Raw genomic sequence first — 21,351 nt, 5'->3', positions numbered from 1 at the left:
GTGCTGACGATCATGGCTTGCCGGGGCCGGGCGCGATAGGGCCGACCGGCCCTACTCGGCCCGTGGTGCACTGTGAAGACTCCCCTCGACGCGCGGTCGTAATCCTCTCCCATCGGCGATCGTCCGGTGAGACCTTTGGGGTGTGTCCGTCCCGTTGCCGCCCTGAGGGGGTGAGACCGATGCGGAATGTGGGACGCGGGAAGGTTCTGAGGTGGCGCGGGCGCGGTAATCCGCTGCGGCGGCGCAGTGATGTGCTGGAGGCGTGGATCGTGCTGGCTGCCTGGACGGTCGCGACCGTCGTGGCGGCTCTCGCCGGTGTCGTCGGCGCCCAGTTGGCCGAACGGGCGGCGCAGCGGGACCGGGCGGACCGGGTACCCGTGTCCGCGGTGCTGGTCAGGGTCGTACCCGGCGGCGCGCGGGACGTGGCCACCGGCGCCCGCCGTGACCGGGTGGTGGCGACCGTACGGTGGTGGGACGAAGCGGGGGTCGTCCGGTCCGGCACGACGGAGGTGAAGCCCGCGCTCAAGGCCGGCAGCACCGTTGCGGCCTGGACGGACGGACACGGTCACCTGGTCTCCGCCCCGGCCGGGGCCGCCGAGGCGAGGACACGCGCGGTCGTGGCCGGCACCGGTGCCGCCCTGACCGCGGGCCTGACGGTCCTCGCCGGGGGACACCTGGCCCGGCTGCGGGTGCAGCGACGCGCCACCGAGCGATGGGGCGACGCATGGGAGCGGGCCGATCGCGGCCCGGGGCACACGACCGGCTGAGCCACCAGGCGTCAACCTGCGGACGTGTCCCGCCCGTCGAGGTCGAACCGTATGTCCACGACCCCCTCGACCCCGCGCACCAGCCGCGCGGCCAGCGGCACCAGGGACGTGTCACGGATCCGGCCGCCGAGCGTCACCACCCCGTCCCGCACCTCCACACGGACCGTCGAGTCGGGAGCGTGGAAGAGGTACCCCACCACTTCGCGGCGTACCTCCTCCGCGATCTCGTCGTCGCCGCGCAGGAACACCTTCAGCAGGTCGGCCCGGCTGACGATGCCCAGCAGCCGGCCCGTCTCGTCGACGACCGGCAGCCTCTTGACCCGGGCCCGCGCCATCTCCCGCGCGGCCTGCGCGAGTGTCGCGCCGGGCGCCACGGTGAGGGCGGGGGAGGTCATCAGCTCGCCGGCCGTGACCGAGCCGGCCTTGAGGACATCGGACAGCCGCCGCAACTGGGTGTACCGGTCGGGGTCGCTGTCGCGGAACTCCTCCTTGGGCAGCAGGTCCGCCTCGGAGACGACTCCCACAACCTGTCCGGCGTCGTCCACGACGGGCAGCGCGCTCACCCTGCGCTCCTGCATCGTCCGCACGATGTCCTTGAACGCCGCATCGCTCTCCACGACGGCGACGTCGCCAGTCATCACGTCACTCACGACGTGTGGTGATCCGTGCACGTGCGCTCTGCGGCCGGTCCGGTCGTCCTGGTCCTGACCCCCGGTCATCGCAGCCCTCCGCTGCCGTGCGGGCCGTACAGGTCCAGCAGTCGGGTCCGGGCCGCCTGCAGCCGGTGCGCCACGATCCGGCCCACCCACTCGGCGACGGTGCGGCCGAACTCCGGGTCCTGCCGGGAGGCCGCCTTCACGTCCGCGGCGTCGAACTCGTACGCCCGCAGCGGAGTGACCGCCTCGGCGCCCAGGTGCCAGGTGTGCGGCGGGTACAGCCAGGACCAGCCGACCAGTTCGTTGTGTCCCAGGGAGTCGATGACGGCCGCCCGGCGGCCCGGCACACGCATGTCGAGGTCGACCGTGCCGGTGCGGATGATCCAGAACCGGTCGGCGTGGCCGCCTTCCTCGAAGAGACGGGTGCCCTGGGGGTACGACACCTCGCGAGCCATTCCCATCAGCCGCTGCCGGTACTCGGCCGGGAGCGCCTGCGGCAGGCTCGTGTGCGCGGGAGCGTTCATGGTGTGCCTCCAGCAAGGCGTACGGAACTGCCACCCCCCAGCGTGTGCGCGAGCGACGCCCCGGACCATGGGCCACCCGGCCCCATGACGCGGGCCGACCGGCGGCTCACCGCCCAGGAGGTGTTGCTCGCCCCGCAGGACGCCGTGGAGGGGCTGGTGCCCGATCTGGCCGGCACGCACCGAAGACCGACCCGGTCGGACAGCCCGGCGTCGGCAGCAGCTCCCGCCGCCGACGGGGTGCGGGTCAGCGGCGGGTTCAGGAACAGCAGGACACCCGGTACGACCGCCGCCTGGCGTCTCCGGTTCGGTCGCGCGGCGCTGCACCGCTCCGCCTGCCCGGTCGCCGTCGTACCGCTGCCGGCGCGAACGGGACCGCTGGCGCCCGGTCAGGCACGTCATCGACCGCGTCCCCGGCCTCGCCATGCGCGCCGCCGCCGTACGCCGGCAGCCGGCCGACGCCCCTGCTCGCCACCAGGCCCGGATCCGCGAACACGGCACCGGCCTGCCCGAAGGCGCCGACTGGGGCCGGAACTCCCGAGACCGGCCAGGATCGGGGCCGACCGGCCCTCGATCCGCCCCCGGACAGCCCATGGGAGCGCGGCCCCTTCCGCTGGACGCTCCAAGTGTCAACCGACCTGGAAGGGATGCGCGATGTCGCACGACGCTCTCAGCAGGCACTCCGTCCACGCCCTGCTCGCGGACGGCACCACCGTGTGCATCCGGGAGGTGCGGCGGGACGACCACGAGCAACTACGCGGTTTCTACGAGGAGATGTCCCCGGAGAACCTGCGGCTCCGCTTCTTCGCGATCAGCCGGCGCTCCGCCGAGATGGCCGCCGACCGCGCCTGCACCTCGCCGCGCCCCGGCTACCGTGCCCTCGTCGCCGAGACCCAGGGCCGGATCGTCGGGCTCGCCGAGTACGACACCTCCGGCGCCGGTCAGGAGGCCGAGATCTCCCTCGCGGTCGCCGACACCCTGCACCACCGGGGCGTCGGGACCCTGCTCGCCGAGCACCTGGTCTCCGCCGCCCGGACCGAGGGCATCACGGCGTTCAAGGCGGACGCGCTCAGCGAGAACCACGAGATCCTACGGCTCTTCGCCGACCTCGGCCTGCGCACCACCCGCCGCTTCGAGGGCCCCGAGGTGCGCTGCACCATCGAACTCGACGAGAGCGAGAGTTACCTCTCGGCCGTGGAGGAGCGGGGCCGGGCCGCCGACGTGGCGAGTCTCCAGCCCCTGCTGCGACCGGACGCGGTGGCCGTCGTCGGTGCCGGACGCAAGCCGGGCTCGGTGGGCCGGGCCGTCCTGCACCATCTGCGCTCCGGCGGCTTCACCCGGCGTCTGTTCGCCGTGAACCCCGCCGTCACCTCGATCCTCGGCGTCCCCTCGTACCCCTCGGTCGCCGCCCTGCCCAGGACACCCGACCTCGTGGTCGTCGCCGTTCCCGCCACCGCGGTCCCCGAGACCGCGGAGGAGTGCGGCAAGGCGGGCGTACGCGCCCTCCTCGTCGTCACCGCCGGCCTCGACGCCGATCAGGCGAGCGCGCTGCTGACGTCCTGCCGCACCTACGGCATGCGGCTCGTCGGCCCCAACTGCCTCGGTGTCTCCAACACCGACGCGGCCCTGAGCCTGGACGCCACCTTCGCCGCCGGCCACCCCCGCCCCGGCACCGCGGGCGTCGCCGTGCAGTCCGGCGGAGTGGGCATCGCCCTGCTCGACGGGCTGTCCCGGCTCGGCATCGGCGTCTCGTCCTTCGCCTCCCTCGGTGACAAGTACGACGTCAGCGGCAACGACCTGCTCCAGTGGTGGGAGAGCGACGGCCGTACCGACCTCGCCCTGCTCCACCTGGAGTCCTTCGGCAACCCACGTGCCTTCTCCCGCACCGCCCGGCGCGTGACCCGCCGTATGCCCGTGCTGACCGTCGACGCCGGCCGCACCGACGCGGGCCGTCGCGCCGCCGCCTCGCACACCGCGGCCGCCGCCACCCGCACCATGACCCGCGGCGCGCTGTTCACCCAGGCCGGCATCACCGCCACCCGCTCGGTCGGCGAACTCCTCGAAGCCGCCGCCCTGTTGCACGCCCAGCCGCTGCCCACAGGACCCCGCGTCGCCATCGTCACCAACGCGGGTGGCGCCGGTGTGCTCGCGGCCGACGCCTGTGCGGAGGCCGGGCTGACACTGCCCGCACCGACCCCGCAACTCATCGACGACCTGCTCGGCGTCCTGCCCGAGGGCGCCGCCGTCGGCAACCCCGTCGACGCCACCGCCGCCGTCGGTGAGGACCAGCTCATGGACTGTGTGGACCGGATCATGCGGTACGGCGGAGTCGACGCCGTCCTCGTCGCCCTGGTCCCCACGGCCGTCGCCGAGGCGACCGGCGACGACCTGGTCCGGGCCCTCACCCGTGCCCCCGGCCGACAGGCCAAGCCGATCGTCGCGGTACGGCTCGAACAGGCCCTGCCCGTCGAGCTGTTGACCGCCTCCGACGGCGGCACCATCCCGTCGTACGCCGAACCGCAGGCCGCCGCACGGGCGTTGGCCCACGCGGCACGCCGTGCGGCCTGGCTGGGCCGCCCCTCCGGAACCGTTCCCGCCCTGGACGACGTCGACACGGCCCGCGCCCACGCGGTGGTCGACACCTACCTCGACACCCACCCCGACGGCGGCTGGCTCGACCCGCGCGTCTGCGCCGAACTCCTCGGCTGCTACGGCATCCCGCAGTCCCCGTGGGCCTGGGCCGAGACCGAGGACGACGCCGTACTCGCCGCCGACCGGCTGCGCGGCGCGGACGGCCGGGTGGTCATGAAGGCGCACTGGCCGGGACTGCTGCACAAGACCGTCGAACACGCCGTCCACCTCGATCTCCGCGGCGACTCCCAGGTCCGTGCCGCCTTCCGCGACTTGGAGACCCGGTTCGCCGGCCGGCTGACCGGTGTGGTCCTGCAGCCCCTGGCCGCCCGCGGCACCGAACTGTTCGCGGGTGTCGTCCAGGACGAGGTCTTCGGACCGCTGGTCCTGTTCGGACTCGGCGGCACCGCCACCGAGATCCTCGCCGACCACGCCGCCCGTCTCGCCCCGCTGACCGACCACGACGTACACGACCTGATCACCGCCCCGCGCTGCGCACCGCTCCTGTTCGGGGCGGGCGGCGAACGGCCCGCCGACCTGGAGGCGCTCGAACAGCTGCTGCTGCGACTGTCCCGGATGGCGAGCGACCTGCCGCAGCTGGCCGAGGCCGACTTCAACCCCGTACTGGCGACACCGGGCGGAGTCACCGTGCTCGATGCCCGCGTACGCCTGCTGCCCCGCCGGCCCCAGGACCCCTATCTGCGCCGGCTCCGCTGAGGAGGAACAGTCATGAAGCACAACAAGGTCGGCTCCGTGATGACGACGGAGGTCGTCCGTGCCGAGTACGGGACGCCCTTCAAGGAAGTGGTCCGGCTGCTCGGCGAGAACCGCATCAGCGGGCTGCCGGTGATCGACGAGGACGAGAAGGTCATCGGGGTCATCTCCGAGACGGACCTGATGATCCGGCAGGCCGACGCCCCGGACCCGTACGAGCCGGAGCGGCGTCACCCGCTCGACGCCCTGACCCGTGAGAGCCGGACGCGCAAGGCCAAGGCCCGCGCCCGCACCGCCGGTCAGCTGATGACCGAGCCGCCCGTCACGGTGCACGCCGACGACACCATCGTCGAGGCCGCCCGCACCATGGCCCTGCGCCATGTGGAACGACTGCCCGTCCTCGACGAGGAGCAGCGGCTCGTGGGCATCGTCACGCGCCGCGACCTGCTGCAGGTCTTCCTGCGGCCCGACACCGAGATCCACAAAGAAGTGATCGACGAGGTGATCGTCCGCGCCCTGTGGCTGGCCCCGCGCAGCATCGACGTCGCGGTCGTGGAGGGCGTGGTCACGCTCTCCGGTCACATGGAACGCAAGAGCGAGACGGAGATCGCCGTCTCCATGACCCGCCAGATCGACGGCGTGGTCGCCGTCGTCGACAAGCTCACCTTCCGGCTGGACGACTCGCACGTCCGGCCCGAGGGACCGGCGATGCACGGTGTCGCCGACGACTGGCTGCGCAGGCTGTGACGCGAGAGGGGAGCGGACAGCCGACCTGATGAGGACAGATCCTCCGGGGAGGAGGCGCATCATGAATGCCCGTTGGATTCCCGTGGTAACCGCCGAGGCGGTGCTGTACCTGGTCGCCGGGATCCTGTCGATCCTGTGTCTCGGCCTGGTCGCCTCGGTCGTGGGCCTGCCGCTGGTCCCGCTGGTGGTGCCGGCCGTCGTCGCGCTGGTCCTGATGGCCCGGCGGCTGAGCCACCGGCACCCGGTCGCCTGAGCGGCGACATTGACGACCCCGGCGCGAATCCTCGCGCCGGGGTTCTCGCGTGCCGCGGACCGGTGTCACCGGTTCACGGTCAACGGCACGGTGTCCACGGTCACCGGGCGGCCGTCCGCCGGCGACACGAAGTACGCCGTGAGCAGGCCCGCCCCGGTGCGGACGGCCCGGTAGGGGAAGGTGACGTCGAAGGTGCCCCGGGTGCCGGTGCCCGAGGTGGCCCGGACCAGGACGTCGGCGGCCCTGTGCCCGGAGGCGTCGGTCACCTTCAGCCGGAACTCCGCCTCGAAGGTGTTCGCGGTGCCCCACACCCGCAGCGGGCTGTGCACCGTGTCACCGATCAGCGGCGACTCGACCAGGACGGCCGGCGACACGTCCTCGAAGTCGGCCCGCCCGACCGGCCCGTTCAGGACGATGCCCTCGGGTCCGAAGTACTTCACCGGCTTGCCCTCGATCTCGAAGGCCACTTTGTGCACTGTCGGGAACCGGGTCAGCGTGAACACGACCTGGGCCAGCCGGGCCCGCATCGACAGGCTGCCGCCGCCGTCGTCGTAGCGGTCGGACAGGTCGACCGTCGCGACATGGTCCCGGACGACCACCGAGCGCAGCTCGGTGCCGGACGGGATGGCGGTGGTGCGGGCGTAGTGGCTCTCGGAGCGGCTCGGACCGGACAGCAGGGCCCGTACCGCCGCGGTGGCGGTCGCCGGAGTCGACACGGTCCGGGAGACGGCCGAGACCTTCTCGCCATGCAGGAAGTAGACCGCCGTACGGACCTTCTTCGGCGCCGAGGTGCCGGCCGAAGTGCCGGTGCCGCCGGTCGACGGCTTCGGTGCCGTGGTCTTCGGGGGTGTGGACGGCGCGGGGGCACCCGAGGTGCCGCCGGACGTTCCCGTGTCCGTGGGGGACGACGAGGAGTGTCCGGCGCCGGCACCGGTGCTCGTGCCGCAGGCGGCGAGCGTGAGCAGAAGGAGCGCCGGCGTCGCCGTGACCAGGGTGGAACGATGGCGGCGGGCGCGGTGGCCGGACGGTGATTCGGTGAACATGGCAGCCTCCTCCGACACTTCCAGCGAACCGCTCACCGCGGGCGTGCCCCAGTGCCGTCCGGCTCCGATCCACGGGCCGAACGGGTGGGCTACCGCGGGCCGTTCGGCTCGCACGTGACCGACGGGCGTGCGAGCGGCAGGACGAGGCGGTGCCGGAGCGGAAGAGGGCCGCCCAGGCCGGGTGCCGGGACCCTCGGCCCCTGCACCGCGGGGCCCCCGGCAGGGACGCTGGAAGCCGGATGGTTCACCAAAGGTGGACGGTTCGCGAAAGGCGGGATCCACCATGACCGTGTCGTACGAGAAGCCCGGCCACGCGGCGGTGCACCTGACGCGTGCCGCCTCCCTCGCGCCCTCACCGCACAACAGTCAGCCCTGGTCCTTCGTGGAGGAGGGTCATGACCACGGCTTCGAGGTGCACGCCGACGACGGACGGCGCATGATCCTCACCGACCCCGGCGGCCGGGAGGTGGTCATCGCCTGCGGAGCGGCGCTCTTCAACGTACGGATGGCCGTACGTCACCTCGGCTTCCGGCCCGCCGTCGACCTGTTGCCGCAGCCCGGCAACTCCGCCTTCCTGGCCCGGGTGGGCTTCGCCGCTCACGCGCCTGTCTCTCCGGCGGAGGCGGACCTGGTCGAGGCCATGCCGCGCCGCCACACACACCGCGGCCCGTTCGCCTCCCTGGCGTTGCCGGGCGGCCTGCTCGACGATCTGCGCGAACACGCCCAGGCCGAGGGCGCCGTCCTCCAGGTGCTGGAAGAGCCCGAGGAACTGGACCTGATCGCGCGGCTGGTACGCACCGCCGAGGACACGCACCGCGCGGACCCGGGGCACACGTGGGAGGTGCGGCGCAACGTCGGACCCGGCGGAGTGCCCGCCGAGGCCTGCCGCTTCCACCCGGACGCCACGCTCCTCGCCGGCCGCGACTACCTCGACCTGGCCCGCCGGTTCATCGTCCCCGCCCGCAGGCGTGGCCTCGGAACGGGCACGGTCGCGGTGCTGTCCACCCCGCACGACGGCCGCCTGGACTGGATGCGAGCGGGGCAGGCCCTGCAGCGGGTGCTGCTGTCCGCCGCCGCGCGCCACGTCATGGCGGCCTTCCACACCCAGCCCCTCGAACTGCCGGAGACTCGCGCGGAGTTGCGGCGGCGTCTGCTCGCCGGGAACTTCCCGCAGATGGTGCTGCGGCTGGGCGTGCCGGCACAGGTCTGGAGTACCGAGCGCCGGCCGCCCTCCCAAGTCCTCGTCCGCGACGGCGCGTTGGCCCGGTGGTGACGATGGCCGCCGTGCAGCACGGACGACCGGCGAGGACGCGCTGGTGGCGACTGCGGCGCAATCCGCTGCGGCGCCGCAGCTACGTCGTGGAGGCGTGGCTGCTGCTGGCCACCTGGACCCTGGCCCTGGTGGCGGCCGTCGCCGGGGGCGTCCACATCGCCGGTGTCGTCGAGCGAGATGTCGACACGCTGCGGGCCGAGCGGCACACCGCGCAGGCGGTGCTGACCGAGAACGCCGTGCGCACCACGTACTCGGTCGACGGCGACGGCACCGCACAGGCGTGGGCCACCGTGCGCTGGACTGCGGCGGACGGGACGACACACACGGGCGTCATACGGGTCGCGGCCGACAGCAGGGCCGGCAGCACCACCCGGGTCTGGCTCGACGCCAAGAACCGTCTGGTGCCCGCGCCCGCCACTGCCGATCAGGCGGACCTCCAGGGCGCGGTGCTGGGCGCGGTGGCCGCCGTGACCGTCGGCGGCCTGGTGCTGCTGGCCGGCTGGGGCCTGTGTGCCCAACTCGACCGCGGGCGGCTGGCCCGGTGGGACGTGGAGTGGGCTCGAGTCGACCGGCAGTGGGGCGGGAAGAAGGGCTGACGCGGGTCCCCGGTGAACGGCGGGTCGACCCCAGGCCCCGAGCGGTCCCGAGTGGTCCCGAGTCTCAGCAGATCCTGGGCAGTTGCTCCCCGAGCGGCATCTCCACGATGCGGCGCGCGCCCACCAGCGTCCGCAGCGTCACCCGCCCTTGTGCTCCCTCGGACACGACCTCGCCGATCCGCACGGCCTGAGAGCCCTCCGGCACCGACCGCATCGCCGTCAGCGCGTCCTGAGCCGCCTCCGCGTCGACGAACGCGACCATGCAGCCCTCGTTGGCGACGACCAGCGGATCGAGGCCGAGCAGGTCGCATGCGGAGGCGACCGCCTCCGGCACCGGAACCGCGCTCTCCTCGATCTCGACGGCGACCGACGAGTCACGGGCGATCTCGTTCAGCGAGGCGGCGAGCCCGCCGCGCGTCGGGTCGCGCAGCACGTGCACGGCGGCACCGAGTGGCGCGAGCGCGCGCACGAGGCGGTGGAGAGGACGGCTGTCCGAGGCGATGGCGCTCTCGAAGCCGAGACCCTCCCGGGTGCTGAGCACGGTCGTGCCGTGCAGTCCGATCGGCCCGGACAGCAGGACCGCGTCGCCGGGACGGGCGTTCGCCGCCGACGGGCACAGCGGGGCGTGGCGCCGTCCGACCCCGGTGGTGTTGATGAACAGCCGGTCGGCCGCGCCACGGCCCACGACCTTGGTGTCACCGGTGATCACCGGCACGCCCGCCTCCTGCGCCGCCTTCCCCAGCGAGGCCATGACCGCCCGGAGTTCGGAGATCGGCAGCCCCTCCTCGACGATCAGGGACACCGACAGCGCGAGCGGCCACGCGCCGCGCATGGCGAGGTCGTTGACCGTGCCGTGGACGGCGAGGGACCCGATGTCCCCGCCGGGGAAGAACAGCGGGCTGACCACGAAGCTGTCGGTGCTCATCACCAGGTCGGGACGGCCCGGCAGCAGTGCCGCGTCCTCCAGCGGTCCCTCGGTCTCGCCGACCGCCGGCAGGACCACGCTTTCGAGCAGCTCCTCGGTGAGGCGGCCGCCGGCTCCGTGGCCCAGCAGCACGACCTCGTCCTCGTGCCGGGGGGCGGGACATTCGATGTTCATGCCGAGCTCCTCACCGAAGCGGCGGTACGTCCGGCCGCGTGGAAGGCGGCACAGGTGCCCTCGGACGACACCATGGGCGCGCCCAGGGGATGACGGGGCGTGCAGCGGGTGCCGTACGCGGGGCAGTCGGTGGGCAGCTTGGCCCCGGTCAGGATCGCGCCCGCGATGCACTCGGGATCCTCCACGGGGCACAGCCCACCCACGTCGAACCGGTCGGCCGCATCGAACTCCGCGTACTCCTCGGCGAGTTCGAGACCGCTGTCGGGCAGCGCCCCGATGCCCCGCCAGGCCCGGTCGGCGACCCGGAAGACCGTCCGTACGGCCTCCTGGGCGTCGGTGTTGCCCGAGCGGCGTACGGCCCGTACGTACTGGTTCTCCACCTCGGACCGGCCGGACTCCAGCTGCCGTACGGCCATCAGGACGCCCTCCAGCAGGTCCAGCGGCTCGAAGCCGGTCACCACGATCGGCACCCGGTAGCGGGCGGCGATCGGCTCGTACTCCCGCCAGCCCATCACCGCGCACACATGCCCGGCCGCCAGGAACGCCTGCACCTCGCAGTCCGGGTCGTCGAGCAGCGCGGTCATGGCGGGCGGCACGAGGACATGGCTGACCAGCATCGAGAAGTTCCTCAGACCCAGCCGGGCGGCGTGCAGCACGGCCGTCGCGTTGGCGGGCGCGGTCGTCTCGAAGCCGACCGCGAGGAAGACGACCTCCCGGTCGGGATGGGCGGCGGCCAGACGGACGGCGTCCATGGGCGCGTACACCACGCGTACGTCGGCGCCCCGGGCCCGTAGCGACAGCAGGTCGGTGTCCGTGCCGGGCACGCGCAGCATGTCGCCGAAGCTGGTGAGGATCACCCCGGGGCGGGCGGCGATGGCCATGGCCCGGTCGAGGGTCTCCAACGGGGTGACGCACACGGGGCAGCCCGGGCCGTGGATCATCCGCATCCCGGCGGGCAGCAGTTCGTCGATGCCCTGGCGGACGAGGGTGTGGGTCTGGCCGCCGCACACCTCCATGATCCGCCAGGGCCGGGTGGCCGTGCGCCGCAGCTCGTCCAGCAGCTGCCGGGCGAGTACGGGGTCGCGGTACTCGTCGAGGTACTTCATCGGTGCGAGAGGTCGAGCCGGACGTCCACGACCCCCTCCACGGCCCGCACCGCCCGCGCGATCACGGGCACGAGCATCCGGTCGGGCAGCACCCCGCCCAGGGTGACCACACCCTCGGCCACCTCGACCGTCAACGGGCGGGTCACCGGCATCTGGGTCAGCACACTGTGCCGGATCTCCGCCGCGATCTCGTGATCGTCGCGCAGGAAGACCTTGAGCAGGTCGCTGCGGCTGACCACGCCCTGCAGCAGTCCGACTTCGTCCACGACGGGCAGCCGCTTGACGTGCCGGCGGGCCATGATGCGGGCGGCCTCGGCGACGGAGGCGTGCGCGTGCACGGTCACGGCCGGGGTGCTCATCAGCTCGCCCGCGGTCAGCGCGCCCGCCTTGGCCCGCTCGGCGGGATCACCCTCCTCGGTGTCCCGGAACTCCTCCTTGGCCAGCAGGTCCGCCTCGGAGACCACCCCGACGACCCGCCCCTCGCCGGCCAGCACCGGCAGGGCGCTGACCTTCCACTGGTCGAGCAGCTCGACGACCTCCTTGAAGGGCGCCTCGCGGCCGACGGCGACGACGGTGTGCGTCATCACATCGCTCACGGTGTACGGAGATTCAGGCATGGTGGCCTCCCGCGGTCGGGCCCGAGGTACGGACGACTGTCAGGTCGAGGAAGTGGGTGGAGCACGAGATGCACGGGTCGTGGTTACGGATCGCCCGCTCGCACAGAGCCGTCAACTCGTCGTCGTCCGGGTCGTGTTCACCGATGGCGGCCTGGGCCAGGCGCCGCAGGTCGTCCTCGATCGCGGCCTGGTTCTGCGCGGTGGGCGGCACCATGGTCGCGTCGGCGACGAGCCCGTCGGCATCGATCTCGTACCGGTGGTAGAGCACTCCGCGCGGGGCCTCCGTGGCGCCGTGCCCGACGCCCGCGACCGGCGGGACCTCGGCATACGGGCGCGCGGGCGGCTCGTAGCCCCCGATGATCCGCAGCGCTTCCTCGACGGCGTACAGGGTCTCCACCGCCCGCACCAGGATGGACCGGAAGGGATTGCGGCACACGGCACCCTCGCGCGGATCGCCGAGTCCTGCCTCGACGCAGGCCTGCAGTGCCACCGGCGACAGCAGCGAGCCGCTGATCGCGAACCGGGCGAGCGAGCCCGTGAGATGCAGCCGCCCGTCGAGCCGGGAGTGCAACGCGGTGGAGTGGGCCACATGGGTCTCGGTGACGTGCTCGGTGAACTCCCGCACCGGGAAGGAGCTTCGGCTCCCGTCGGCGCGCAGCACGGTCGGTGTGCCGCCCTCGATCGCGTACGTGTGCGGGTCGGCCAGCGCCAGCAGGTCCGCGTCGGTCCGCGCGTCCGGGAAGTCGAAGCCGGCCACCCAGCGCACGGTCTCCCAGGCATCGTCGAGGGCCCGTTTCAACTCCTCTTCCAGCGGCCGCAGTTCGGCACGTGCAGGAGCCCGGTGGAAGCCTCCCAGCCGCACGTTGATCGGATGGACGGCCCGCCCGCCGACCAGCTCCATCACGTTGTTGCCGGCCTTCTTCAGCCTGAGCCCCCGCTCGACCTCGGCCCGATGGGTCCGGGCCAGTTCGATGGCGCTCGGCCGGCCCAGGAAGTCCGGGGCGTGCAGCAGATAGATGTGCAGGGTCTGGCTCTCGATCCACTCGCCGCAGTACAGCAGCCGGCGCAGGTCACGGATCGCCGGGTCGACCTCCACCCCGCAGGCGTCCTCGATGGCCGCGCAGGCGCTCATCTGGTACGCCACCGGGCAGATGCCGCAGACCCGCGCCGTGATGTCCGGCGGCTCGGTGTAAGAGCGGCCGCGCAGGAACGCCTCGAAGAAGCGCGGGGGTTCGTAGATCTCCAGCCGCGCCTCGGTGACCGTACCGTCGTGGACGTGCAGGCGCAGCGCGCCCTCGCCCTCGACCCGGGACAGCGAGCCGACGTGCAGGACACGGGATCCGCGGTGCGTCACTTTCCCAACTCCTCTTCGAAGGCAGGGGCGTTGAAGGTGTGCAGGAAGCGCTCCACGGCGTCGTCGTCGAGGCCGTCACGGCGCAGCAGCGGGATCAGCGCGGGCAGGTTCACCGAACCGGACGGCCCGAAACAGCCGAAGCAGCCGCGGTGGTACGCCGGACACAGCGCCCCGCATCCGGCATGCGTGACCGGGCCGAGGCAGGGCGTGCCGTGCGCGACGGTGACGCAGACCGTGCCGCGCCGCTTGCACTCGAAGCACACGCTGTGGTCCGGTACGTCCGGCTTGCGGCCGGCGAGGAACGCGGTGATCACCTCGATGAGCTGACGCCGGTCGATCGGGCAGCCGCGCAGCTCGAAGTCGACGTCCACATGGGCCGACACGGGGGTCGAGGTGGCGAGCGTCGAGATGTACTCGGGGTGCGCGTAGACCGTGCGCCGGAACTCGTCGACGTCCGCGAAGTTGCGCAGCGCCTGGATGCCGCCGGCGGTCGCGCATGCGCCGATCGTCACCAGATGGCGGGACTCGGCCCTGATCCGCCTGATGCGCTCGGCGTCCGCGGCCGTGGTGATCGAGCCCTCGACGAGCGACAGGTCGTACGGTCCGGGCTCGACCGTGCTGGTCGCCTCCAGGAAGTGCGCGATCTCCACCTCGCCCGCCAGCGCGAGGAGCTCGTCCTCGCAGTCCAGCAGGGTGAGCTGACAGCCGTCGCAGGAGGCCAGCTTGAACACCGCGAGTTTGGGTGCCATCTCACAACTCCCTCACGGACAGCAGGGGTTCGGCGCATTCCCAGTCGACGACGGGGCCCGCCTGGCAGACCAGCAGCCGGCCGAGCTGACAGTGCCCGCAGTGCCCCGTGGCGCAGCGCATGTTCCGCTCCAGCGAGACCTGGATGCGGTCGCGGGGGACACCGTGATGGGCGAGCTCGCGCGCCGTCGCCCGGATCATCGGCTCGGGTCCGCACACGAACGCCGTCGTCGCCTCCGGGGCGAAGTGCGCCCGTCCCAGCAGCTGGGTGACCACACCGACGTCCCCGCGCCAGTCCGGCTCGGGCTGGTCCACCGTCACCCCGGTGTACGCCGTGGCCCAGCTCGCCACCTCCGCGCGGGCGATCAGATCGCTCGGGGTGCGTGCCCCGATCAGGACGTTGATGCGCCGGTACGCGGCCGGTTCGGCCAGCGCGGCCAGGATCAGCGGCCGCAGCGGAGCGAAGCCGATGCCGCCTGCCACGATCACCACGTCCCGCCCGCGAGCCCGCTCCGGCTCCCAACTCGTGCCGTACGGGCCGCGGATGCCGACGACATCGCCGACCCGCGCCGAGCACAGCCCGTCGGAGACCGCGCCGACCGACCGGACCGTGTGCGCCAGCCCGCCCGTGGCCTGCACGGAACTCACCGAGACCGGGATCTCACCGCGCCCGAAGGAGTGCACCATGGCGAACTGCCCCGGCAGGAAGTCGGGGAGTGCGGGGCCGACCGGCTCGAACCGCAGGGTGACCGTGTCCGCGGTCTCCGGGCGTCGGGCGACCACACGGTGGGGGACCGGTACGGCGGTCATCGGTCCTCCTTCGTCTCGTAGATGCCGTACAGGTCGACCAGCCGGGCACGAGCCGCGTTCAGCCGGTGGGCCAGCACACGCCCCACCCAGTGCTCGACGGCGCGTCCGAACTCGGGGTCGTCCAGGCACATCAGACGCACGGCGACCGCGTCGAACTCGTAGGCCTGCAAAGGGGTCACGGCCGCCGCGCCGAGCTGCCACACGAACGGCTCGTACAGCCACGACCACCCGACCAGGTCGCCGATGCCGAGCGTCTCGACGACCGGTGGGCGGCGGCCGGGCACATGCATGTCGAGGGCGGCCGTGCCGGTGCGGATGATCCAGAACCGGTTGGCGTGCCCGCCCTCCTCGAACAGGCGGGCGCCCGGAGGGAAGGCGACCTCGCGGCCGAGGCGCAGCAGCCGTTCGCGGTGCTCGACCGGCAGGGCGTGGTTCATGCGCAGGGCGATCGAGGGGGGCATCAGTTGGTCTCCGTTCCGCGTTCGGCCTCCAGGGCGGCCACTTCCTCGGTGATGTCGATACCGGCCGGACACCAGGCGATACAGCGCCCACAGCCGACACACCCGCTCGTGTCGAACTGGTCGTACCAGGTGGAGAGCTTGTGGGTCAGCCACTGCCGGTACCGGCTGCGCGGCGAGCGGCGCACCGGGCCGCCGTGCAGATACGAGAAGTCCAGGTCGAAGCAGGAGTCCCAGCGCTGCCAGCGCTCGGTGTGGTCACCGGTCAGATCGGTGACCTCCTCCGTGGTGGTGCAGAAGCAGGTCGGGCACACCATCGTGCAGTTCCCGCAGGTCAGACAGCGCTCGGCGACGTCGTTCCAGCGCTCGGCGTCCAGACTGTCCCCCATCAGCGTCCGAAGATCCACCGGTGGCAACGAACGCCCCATCCGATCACGGGCCCCGTCCACCGCGGCCCGGGCTGAGGTCTCGGTGACCATGTCGGCGGCGCGATGCGGCACCTGGCTCAGCAGCCGGGCACCCTCCTCGCTGCCGACCCGTACGAGGAACCGATGTCCGTCCTCGTCCACCACCTCGGTCAGCGCCAGGTCGTACCCGGGGTCGGCGGCGGGCCCGCCCCCCGTGGACACGCAGAAGCAGGTCGCGCCGGGCTCGGTGCACTCGGCGGCGATCAGCAGCGCTCCGGACCGCCGCCGGCCGTACCCGGAGTCCTCGTACCGCCCCCCGGTCAGCACCCGGTCCTGAATGGCGATGGCCCGCAGGTCACAGGGCCGGACGCCGAGGAAGGCGTACGACGGGTCGTCCGCCTCGTGGGCGGTGAAGGTGACGTCGCCCTCCGGCGTCCGATCGGCGCTCCACAGCCGTTCCCGCGACGGGTGCAGGAAATTCTTCCAGGACTGCGGTCCCGCGCTGTGCGCGAAGGCGGCCCCGTCCTCTCTCCGCACCAGTCGGTAACGCCCGGCGTCCAGCTCGACACCCCACCCGAAGGGAAGCGCGTCCGCCGAGGTCAGCTCGTCCAGCACGACCGCCCCGTCCCGGACGGTGGGCCCGACGACGGTCCGCCCCTGCGCCACCAGCACCGCGACCAGGGCATCCAGGCCGTCCCGGTCGAGCACGGCCGGGGCTGCGGTGACGGTCATGACGGTCCTCCTGGTCGTGGACGGATCGTGCGCGTGCACCTTCAGATTCCGTCGTGCAAGGCCGGTCGTGGCAGGGGCCGACCGGCCCTGCCCTACGAGCCGACTGGGTCCTCAACGCCGTCAAGGGGCGCGGGGAGACGGCCCATACGGTCCCTACGGCAAGGGCTCACCCAGCTCACCCTCGACGGCCCCCGCCATCGCCCGGAGCACATCCAGAGTCCGCCGCGCCTCCACCTCATCGACCTGCGTGATGGCGAAACCCACGTGCACGATGACGTACGAGCCCACATCCGCCTCAGGAGTGCAGCTCAGACACACCTCCCGCCGAACGCCCCCGAAGTCGGCGACAGCCATCCGCAGCCCGGCGTCGTCGTACACCTCCACGACCCGCCCCGGAATCCCCAGACACATCCGCGCTCACCCCTTCCCACTCAGCCGCGCCGCCGCGACCGCCGCCTGCCCGTAACTGATCCCGCCGTCCCCGACCGGCACCTGGCCCCCGACCAGCACCCGCAGCCCCTGCGCGCGCAACCGTCGCTTCACCTCGGTCAACAGCCGCCGATTGACGAAGCAGCCACCGCCGAGGCACACCGTGCGAGGCGCCCCCTCGGCCACCGCCCGCGCCACCAGCTCCGCGGTGGCGATCCCGAGCGTCAGATGGAAGGCGGCCGCCAGCATCCCCACCGGCTCCCCGCCCAACCGCCGCTCCAGCAGATCCGCGACGGTCGGCGCGGAGTCGTACACCCACACCCCCTGCGCCCGCACGATCCGATGAGCCAGCGGCGCCGCACTCAGGTCACCCGCCGCGGCCTCGAGCAGCACGGCCGCCTCGCCCTCGTAGCCGATCCGGTCGCACAGCCCGAGCAGCGAGGCCACCGTGTCGAAGAGCCGTCCCGCGCTGGACGCGCGCGGGCAGTTGACGTCCCGGGCCACCATCGCCCGTACCGCGGCCACCTCGACCGGGTCGAGCCGCTCGACGAACTGCCGGGTGAGCCAGGGGTACGGCCGCGGCGACCCCAGCGTCTCGCCGCCGAGCAGTTGGCCGAGCGCCGTACGGGAGGGATGGCGCACCGCTGCGTCGCCGCCGGGCAGCGGTGCCGTCGCGAACCTGCCCACGCGGCGGTATCCGCTCAGGTCGGCGACGAGGATCTCCCCGCCCCACAGGGTGCCGTCGTCTCCCAGCCCCAGCCCGTCGTACGCCACCCCGAGGAACGGCCCCCGCACCCCGTGCTCGGCCGCACAGGCGGCGACGTGCGCGTGATGGTGCTGGACCGGCATCCGTCGCACCGCCTGCGCCTGGGCCCACCGGGTCGACAGATAACCGGGATGCAGGTCATGGGCGAGGACCACCGGTTCGATGCCGGTGAGCCGCTTGAGATGGTCGTACGACGCCACGAACGCGTCATGCGTCGCCGCATCCGCCAAGTCCCCTGTGTGCGGACCCAGATGGGCCCGGCCGTCGGCGGCCAGCGTGAACGTGTGCTTCAGCTGGGCACCGACACCCGCGACCGGCTCCCGTACCCGGAGCGGCAGGGGAGCGGGGGCCAGTCCGCGTGTCCGGCGAACCGTGATCCGGGTCCGCCCGGTGAACTGGACGACCGAGTCGTCGTAGCGGGAGCGGATGGGCCGGTCGTGCGTGAGGAAACCGTCGGCCACCCGGGCCAGTGTGCGCCGTGCTGCGGTGTCGTCGATGGCGATGGGCTCGTCGCTCAGGTTGCCGCTGGTGACGACGAGCGGGCGGGCGAGTTCGTCGAGCAGGAGGTGGTGCAGGCCGGTCGTGGGCAGGAACAGACCGACGTGGGCCAGGCCCGGATGCACCTCGGGCGAGAGCGGCGGCGTCCCCCGCCACCGGCGCCGGGCGAGCAGCACGACGGGGCGTTCCGGGGAGGTCAGGGCCGCCCGTTCGGTGGCGCCGATGCGGGCCAGCCGGTCCGCCGCGGCGAGGTCGGGCACCATCACGGCGAACGGTTTCGTCGGACGGCGTTTGCGCCGGCGCAGCTCCGCGACGGCCGCCGAGTCGCCCGCGTCGCACACCAGCTGGTAGCCGCCCAAGCCCTTCAGCGCCACGATCCCGCCCTCGCCGACGGTCTTCACGGCCGCCCTCAACGCCTCCTCGCCGCGCAGCTCGTCCCAGGCCAGTCGTGGCCCGCAGAGCGGACAGGCGACGGGTTCGGCGTGGAAGCGCCGGTCGGCCGGGTCGGCGTACTCGGCCGCGCACCACGCACACAGCGGGAAGCGCCGCATGGTGGTCCGGACCCGGTCGTAGGGCAGGTCCTCGATGATCGTGGCGCGGGGGCCGCAGTCCGTGCAGTTGATGAACGGGTAGCGGTGGCGGCGGTCGTGCGGGTCACGCAGTTCGTGCAGGCAGGCGTCGCAGATCGCCGCGTCGGGCGGGATCTCCCGGGGTTCGGTGTCCGGCGCGTCGGGCGGGCTGTGCCGCACCCGGAAGCCCGGGGCGACCGTCGTCCGCCGCAAGCGGTCGGTGAGCCGGACCCGGCGCACCCGGGCGAGGACCGGGGCGTCCGTCCGCAGGCGGGCCGCGAACTCCTCGATGTCCCGGGGCGGTCCGGCGACCTCGCCCTCGACATGCCCGTTGACGTTGGCCACCCAGCCGTCCAGGCCCAGCGCGGAGGCGGTGCGGTACACGAACGGCCGGAAACCGACGCCCTGGACGGTGCCCTCCACATGGAAGCGCCGCACGGTCATGACCGGCTCCCGGCCGTGATCTCGCCCTCGACCGCGGCGACGAGGGGGTCCACCGCGGCCGCGACGGCGGCGGACAGGCCGGTGCCGAAGTCGCTGTCGGAGCCCTCCACGGCGTAGACGACGAGACGTTCCGGCAGCAGGCCGAGGACCCTGGCGAGCTCGACCGCCTCGCCCAGGCCGAGCCCGTGCGAGCTGGTGGTGGACTGCGGGGCGAGGTGCCCGGAGTCCAGTTCGATGCGATGCACACGGCCGGGGGTGCCGGGGTGTGCGTGGGCCGCATCCACGACGACGGCGAGCCGTGCGCCCTCCCACAGACCGATCAGCCGGCCGGGGTCGCCGTCGCAGGTGGCGAACGAGGTACCGGCCGGCAGCGGCCGGTCGGCGGCCCGCTCGCGGAGCCGGGCGACCACGGTCCAGCCCACGCCGTCGTCGCGCCGGAACTCGTTGCCGACACCGATCACGGCGATTCCGGTGCGTGTCCTCATGGCTCTCACGGTGGTCCCCCGGGTCCGGGCCCGGCATGGGCCGAACGGGCCCGTCCACCGGGGCCGACCCTCCTCACCGGGCTCACGCGGGTACGACGGCGACCGGGCAAGGAGGCATGGACAGGGGCCACGACCGCGGTGAACGCCGGGACGTCCTCCGGGACCGTCCCGGGCGCCGGCAGCACCGGCCGGGTGGAGGGCGGGCGCGTACCCAACCCCAGGACGCGCTGACAGCCGGGCCCGACAGGGGGCCGAACGGTCTGTTCTGGAGACCCGGCGGCCCATGTTCCCCGGCCGGCCGTCGGACGACGCTGGGATCGAGGAGACCGAGCGCAGGAGGTGCGCATCATGCTTCCCCCCGTCATTGCCGGAGTCGACGGCTCCGGCGAGAGCCTCGCCGCCGCCGAGTGGGCCGCCCGGGAGGCGGTCCGCCGGGACCGGCCGCTGCGGCTCGTGCATGTCTGGAACTGGCATCCCCGCCAGGGCGAGGGAGAGCCCGCCACGGCCGCCCAACGCTTCCTGGGCCGACGCGCCCTGCGCGAGGCCGAGGACCGCATCCGCCGCACCTGCCGGCACGTCCGGCTCGAGGACGAACAGGTCGAAGGGCCGGCGACCGCCGCCCTGCTGAAGGCGGCCGGGCAGGCCGACCTGCTGGTGCTGGGCTCACGCGGGCTCAGCGGATTCACCGGATTCCTGGTCGGCTCGGTCGCGCTGGGCGTGGTGGCACGGGCCGAGCGGCCCGTCGTGCTCGTCCGGGCGGGGGAGGAGTCCGCCGACGAACACTTCCCGGCCACCGACGGCGATGCCTCCGAGTCCACCGCCTACCGTGACGTCGTCCTTGGCATCGACCTGAACGACCCCTGCGAGGAGGTGATCGAGTTCGCCTTCGAGGAGGCCCGGCTGCGCGGGGCCCGCCTCAAGGTGGTCCACGCCTGGCAGCAGCCCTCCCCGGTCGGCCTCGGCCCCGGTGACCTCGGCCTGGTGGACACCCAGGACCGGGCGGAGGAGTGGCTCGGCTTCATGACCGCAGTCCTCCAGGTCTGGCGCGAGAAGTACCCCGAGGTCGGGGTCGTCGAGACCGTCACCGAGGGCCGACCGCAGTCCGTGCTGGTCCGCGCCGCCTCCGGAGCGGGCCTCCTCGTCGTCGGCCGTCGTACCACCGACCGCGCGGCGGGCCCGCGCACCGGCCCCGTCGCCCACGCCGCCATCCACCACGTCGGCTGCCCCGTGGCCGTCGTACCGCACGTCTGAGCGGCACTTCATCAGGTCTTCGATTCCGTCAGGCGCCCGCCGCCACCGCCACGCCCAGCGGGAGCAGGACGACGCCGGTCGCGAGGCCAAGCCTCCGCTGGACGGCGGGGCGGGAGACCAGAGCCCGTCCCCGGTCGACGAGCCAGGTGAACTGGAGGTACCAGCAGGCGGTCACCAGCGCCCACACCGCCGCCAGGGCGAGGCTGGACAGGAAGACGGGACCCTGTGTCGTGACGAACTGCGGCAGGACCGACACGGCGAACACGCCCGCCTTGGGGTTGCCGAGACAGGTGCCGAGGCCCATCCCGTATCCGCCCCAGAAGCCCGTGCGACCCCTCGGCTCGGCGGTCGGCTTCGCGCCCGCCCGGAACCCGATGG

At 73.1% G+C, this 21,351-nt stretch carries 22 protein-coding genes; 7 read left to right on the top strand and 15 right to left on the bottom strand.

Annotated features, from left to right (window positions below; genetic code table 11):
- The first annotated feature begins 179 nt into the window (after positions 1-179).
- The gene (locus tag ACWC09_RS00370) at positions 180-767 is read left to right on the top strand and encodes an Rv1733c family protein (RefSeq protein WP_450846977.1); all 588 of its coding nucleotides are present in this window, start codon (positions 180-182) and stop codon (positions 765-767) included.
- Positions 768-778: 11 nt separating this feature from the next.
- On the opposite strand, the gene ACWC09_RS00365 is transcribed toward ACWC09_RS00370, so the two are convergent.
- Together ACWC09_RS00365 and ACWC09_RS00360 are read right to left on the bottom strand one after the other, a co-directional pair.
- The gene (locus ACWC09_RS00365) at positions 779-1,438 is read right to left on the bottom strand and encodes a CBS domain-containing protein (RefSeq protein WP_450847436.1); all 660 of its coding nucleotides are present in this window, start codon (positions 1,436-1,438) and stop codon (positions 779-781) included.
- A 44-nt stretch (positions 1,439-1,482) separates the two neighbouring features.
- On the bottom strand, positions 1,483-1,947 hold the full coding sequence (locus ACWC09_RS00360; protein ID WP_450846975.1) for a cyclic nucleotide-binding domain-containing protein: 465 nt from the start codon (positions 1,945-1,947) through the stop codon (positions 1,483-1,485).
- Positions 1,948-2,598: 651 nt separating this feature from the next.
- Here ACWC09_RS00360 and ACWC09_RS00355 point away from each other — a divergent pair.
- From ACWC09_RS00355 to ACWC09_RS00345, 3 genes are all read left to right on the top strand, one after another.
- On the top strand, positions 2,599-5,292 hold the full coding sequence (locus ACWC09_RS00355; protein WP_450846973.1) for a bifunctional acetate--CoA ligase family protein/GNAT family N-acetyltransferase: 2,694 nt from the start codon (positions 2,599-2,601) through the stop codon (positions 5,290-5,292).
- A 12-nt stretch (positions 5,293-5,304) separates the two neighbouring features.
- A complete protein-coding gene (locus ACWC09_RS00350; RefSeq protein ID WP_450846971.1) occupies positions 5,305-6,036 on the top strand; it encodes a CBS domain-containing protein in 732 nt (243 codons plus the stop codon).
- Positions 6,037-6,097: 61 nt separating this feature from the next.
- Positions 6,098-6,289 carry a hypothetical protein gene (locus tag ACWC09_RS00345; RefSeq protein WP_450846969.1) on the top strand — a complete coding sequence of 64 codons (192 nt, stop codon included), beginning with the start codon at positions 6,098-6,100 and terminating at the stop codon, positions 6,287-6,289.
- Positions 6,290-6,354: 65 nt separating this feature from the next.
- On the opposite strand, the gene ACWC09_RS00340 is transcribed toward ACWC09_RS00345, so the two are convergent.
- Complete coding sequence (locus tag ACWC09_RS00340; RefSeq protein ID WP_450846967.1) at positions 6,355-7,332, bottom strand: GerMN domain-containing protein; 978 nt, start codon at positions 7,330-7,332, stop codon at positions 6,355-6,357.
- A 283-nt stretch (positions 7,333-7,615) separates the two neighbouring features.
- Here ACWC09_RS00340 and ACWC09_RS00335 point away from each other — a divergent pair, with 283 nt between their 5' ends.
- Complete coding sequence (locus ACWC09_RS00335) at positions 7,616-8,605, top strand: Acg family FMN-binding oxidoreductase (RefSeq protein WP_450846965.1); 990 nt, start codon at positions 7,616-7,618, stop codon at positions 8,603-8,605.
- Between the two features lie 11 nt (positions 8,606-8,616).
- Entirely contained in the window at positions 8,617-9,201 is a 585-nt protein-coding gene (locus ACWC09_RS00330) for an Rv1733c family protein (RefSeq protein WP_450846963.1), read from the top strand.
- 64 nt (positions 9,202-9,265) lie between these two features.
- On the opposite strand, the gene hypE is transcribed toward ACWC09_RS00330, so the two are convergent.
- The 11 genes from hypE to ACWC09_RS00275 form a co-directional block, all read right to left on the bottom strand.
- Positions 9,266-10,300, bottom strand: a complete 1,035-nt coding sequence (hypE, locus tag ACWC09_RS00325; protein WP_450846961.1) for a hydrogenase expression/formation protein HypE — start codon at positions 10,298-10,300, stop codon at positions 9,266-9,268.
- Positions 10,297-11,406: a hydrogenase formation protein HypD gene (gene hypD / locus ACWC09_RS00320; RefSeq protein ID WP_450846960.1), complete on the bottom strand. Its 1,110-nt coding sequence runs from the start codon at positions 11,404-11,406 to the stop codon at positions 10,297-10,299. The genes hypE and hypD overlap by 4 nt, the downstream gene beginning before the upstream one ends.
- Positions 11,403-12,023 (bottom strand): CBS domain-containing protein, encoded by a 621-nt coding sequence (locus ACWC09_RS00315; protein WP_450846958.1) that lies wholly within the window; start codon positions 12,021-12,023, stop codon positions 11,403-11,405. The genes hypD and ACWC09_RS00315 overlap by 4 nt, the downstream gene beginning before the upstream one ends.
- Complete coding sequence (locus ACWC09_RS00310; RefSeq protein ID WP_450846956.1) at positions 12,016-13,377, bottom strand: Ni/Fe hydrogenase subunit alpha; 1,362 nt, start codon at positions 13,375-13,377, stop codon at positions 12,016-12,018. Before ACWC09_RS00310 ends, ACWC09_RS00315 begins: the two co-directional genes overlap by 8 nt.
- Positions 13,374-14,126, bottom strand: coding sequence for an NADH-quinone oxidoreductase subunit B family protein (locus tag ACWC09_RS00305; RefSeq protein ID WP_450846955.1), 753 nt, complete (start codon positions 14,124-14,126; stop codon positions 13,374-13,376). Before ACWC09_RS00305 ends, ACWC09_RS00310 begins: the two co-directional genes overlap by 4 nt.
- A 1-nt stretch (position 14,127) precedes the next feature.
- Complete coding sequence (locus tag ACWC09_RS00300) at positions 14,128-14,934, bottom strand: FAD/NAD(P)-binding protein (RefSeq protein ID WP_450846953.1); 807 nt, start codon at positions 14,932-14,934, stop codon at positions 14,128-14,130.
- Entirely contained in the window at positions 14,931-15,395 is a 465-nt protein-coding gene (locus ACWC09_RS00295) for a Crp/Fnr family transcriptional regulator (RefSeq protein WP_450846952.1), read from the bottom strand. Before ACWC09_RS00295 ends, ACWC09_RS00300 begins: the two co-directional genes overlap by 4 nt.
- Positions 15,395-16,531, bottom strand: coding sequence for a 4Fe-4S dicluster domain-containing protein (locus ACWC09_RS00290; RefSeq protein ID WP_450846950.1), 1,137 nt, complete (start codon positions 16,529-16,531; stop codon positions 15,395-15,397). Before ACWC09_RS00290 ends, ACWC09_RS00295 begins: the two co-directional genes overlap by 1 nt.
- A gap of 153 nt (positions 16,532-16,684) precedes the next feature.
- Positions 16,685-16,942: a HypC/HybG/HupF family hydrogenase formation chaperone gene (locus tag ACWC09_RS00285; protein WP_450846948.1), complete on the bottom strand. Its 258-nt coding sequence runs from the start codon at positions 16,940-16,942 to the stop codon at positions 16,685-16,687.
- Positions 16,943-16,948: 6 nt separating this feature from the next.
- Positions 16,949-19,237, bottom strand: coding sequence for a carbamoyltransferase HypF (hypF, locus tag ACWC09_RS00280; RefSeq protein WP_450846946.1), 2,289 nt, complete (start codon positions 19,235-19,237; stop codon positions 16,949-16,951).
- The gene (locus ACWC09_RS00275) at positions 19,234-19,722 is read right to left on the bottom strand and encodes a hydrogenase maturation protease (protein WP_450846944.1); all 489 of its coding nucleotides are present in this window, start codon (positions 19,720-19,722) and stop codon (positions 19,234-19,236) included. The genes hypF and ACWC09_RS00275 overlap by 4 nt, the downstream gene beginning before the upstream one ends.
- Before the next feature lie 348 nt (positions 19,723-20,070).
- Between ACWC09_RS00275 and ACWC09_RS00270 the strand changes: the two genes are divergently transcribed.
- The gene (locus ACWC09_RS00270; RefSeq protein WP_450846942.1) at positions 20,071-20,973 is read left to right on the top strand and encodes a universal stress protein; all 903 of its coding nucleotides are present in this window, start codon (positions 20,071-20,073) and stop codon (positions 20,971-20,973) included.
- 28 nt (positions 20,974-21,001) lie between these two features.
- On the opposite strand, the gene ACWC09_RS00265 is transcribed toward ACWC09_RS00270, so the two are convergent.
- A complete protein-coding gene (locus ACWC09_RS00265) occupies positions 21,002-21,349 on the bottom strand; it encodes a LysE family translocator (protein WP_450847434.1) in 348 nt (115 codons plus the stop codon).
- Positions 21,350-21,351 lie beyond the last annotated feature (2 nt).

This window comes from Streptomyces sp. NPDC001617 (genome assembly GCF_053596855.1).
This window is presented reverse-complemented; position numbering and strand designations above follow the sequence as displayed.

What these genes read in the sequence shown, in the direction of transcription:
- ACWC09_RS00370 (WP_450846977.1), top strand. Translation starts at nt 180, where the DNA reads ATGCGGAATGTGGGACGCGGGAAGGTTCTGAGGTGGCGCGGGCGCGGT.
- ACWC09_RS00360 (WP_450846975.1), bottom strand. Translation starts at nt 1,947, where the DNA reads ATGAACGCTCCCGCGCACACGAGCCTGCCGCAGGCGCTCCCGGCCGAG.
- ACWC09_RS00355 (WP_450846973.1), top strand. Translation starts at nt 2,599, where the DNA reads ATGTCGCACGACGCTCTCAGCAGGCACTCCGTCCACGCCCTGCTCGCG.
- ACWC09_RS00350 (WP_450846971.1), top strand. Translation starts at nt 5,305, where the DNA reads ATGAAGCACAACAAGGTCGGCTCCGTGATGACGACGGAGGTCGTCCGT.
- ACWC09_RS00345 (WP_450846969.1), top strand. Translation starts at nt 6,098, where the DNA reads ATGAATGCCCGTTGGATTCCCGTGGTAACCGCCGAGGCGGTGCTGTAC.
- ACWC09_RS00340 (WP_450846967.1), bottom strand. Translation starts at nt 7,332, where the DNA reads ATGTTCACCGAATCACCGTCCGGCCACCGCGCCCGCCGCCATCGTTCC.
- ACWC09_RS00335 (WP_450846965.1), top strand. Translation starts at nt 7,616, where the DNA reads ATGACCGTGTCGTACGAGAAGCCCGGCCACGCGGCGGTGCACCTGACG.
- hypE (WP_450846961.1), bottom strand. Translation starts at nt 10,300, where the DNA reads ATGAACATCGAATGTCCCGCCCCCCGGCACGAGGACGAGGTCGTGCTG.
- hypD (WP_450846960.1), bottom strand. Translation starts at nt 11,406, where the DNA reads ATGAAGTACCTCGACGAGTACCGCGACCCCGTACTCGCCCGGCAGCTG.
- ACWC09_RS00315 (WP_450846958.1), bottom strand. Translation starts at nt 12,023, where the DNA reads ATGCCTGAATCTCCGTACACCGTGAGCGATGTGATGACGCACACCGTC.
- ACWC09_RS00305 (WP_450846955.1), bottom strand. Translation starts at nt 14,126, where the DNA reads ATGGCACCCAAACTCGCGGTGTTCAAGCTGGCCTCCTGCGACGGCTGT.
- ACWC09_RS00300 (WP_450846953.1), bottom strand. Translation starts at nt 14,934, where the DNA reads ATGACCGCCGTACCGGTCCCCCACCGTGTGGTCGCCCGACGCCCGGAG.
- ACWC09_RS00295 (WP_450846952.1), bottom strand. Translation starts at nt 15,395, where the DNA reads ATGCCCCCCTCGATCGCCCTGCGCATGAACCACGCCCTGCCGGTCGAG.
- ACWC09_RS00290 (WP_450846950.1), bottom strand. Translation starts at nt 16,531, where the DNA reads ATGACCGTCACCGCAGCCCCGGCCGTGCTCGACCGGGACGGCCTGGAT.
- ACWC09_RS00285 (WP_450846948.1), bottom strand. Translation starts at nt 16,942, where the DNA reads ATGTGTCTGGGGATTCCGGGGCGGGTCGTGGAGGTGTACGACGACGCC.
- hypF (WP_450846946.1), bottom strand. Translation starts at nt 19,237, where the DNA reads ATGACCGTGCGGCGCTTCCATGTGGAGGGCACCGTCCAGGGCGTCGGT.
- ACWC09_RS00275 (WP_450846944.1), bottom strand. Translation starts at nt 19,722, where the DNA reads ATGAGGACACGCACCGGAATCGCCGTGATCGGTGTCGGCAACGAGTTC.
- ACWC09_RS00270 (WP_450846942.1), top strand. Translation starts at nt 20,071, where the DNA reads ATGCTTCCCCCCGTCATTGCCGGAGTCGACGGCTCCGGCGAGAGCCTC.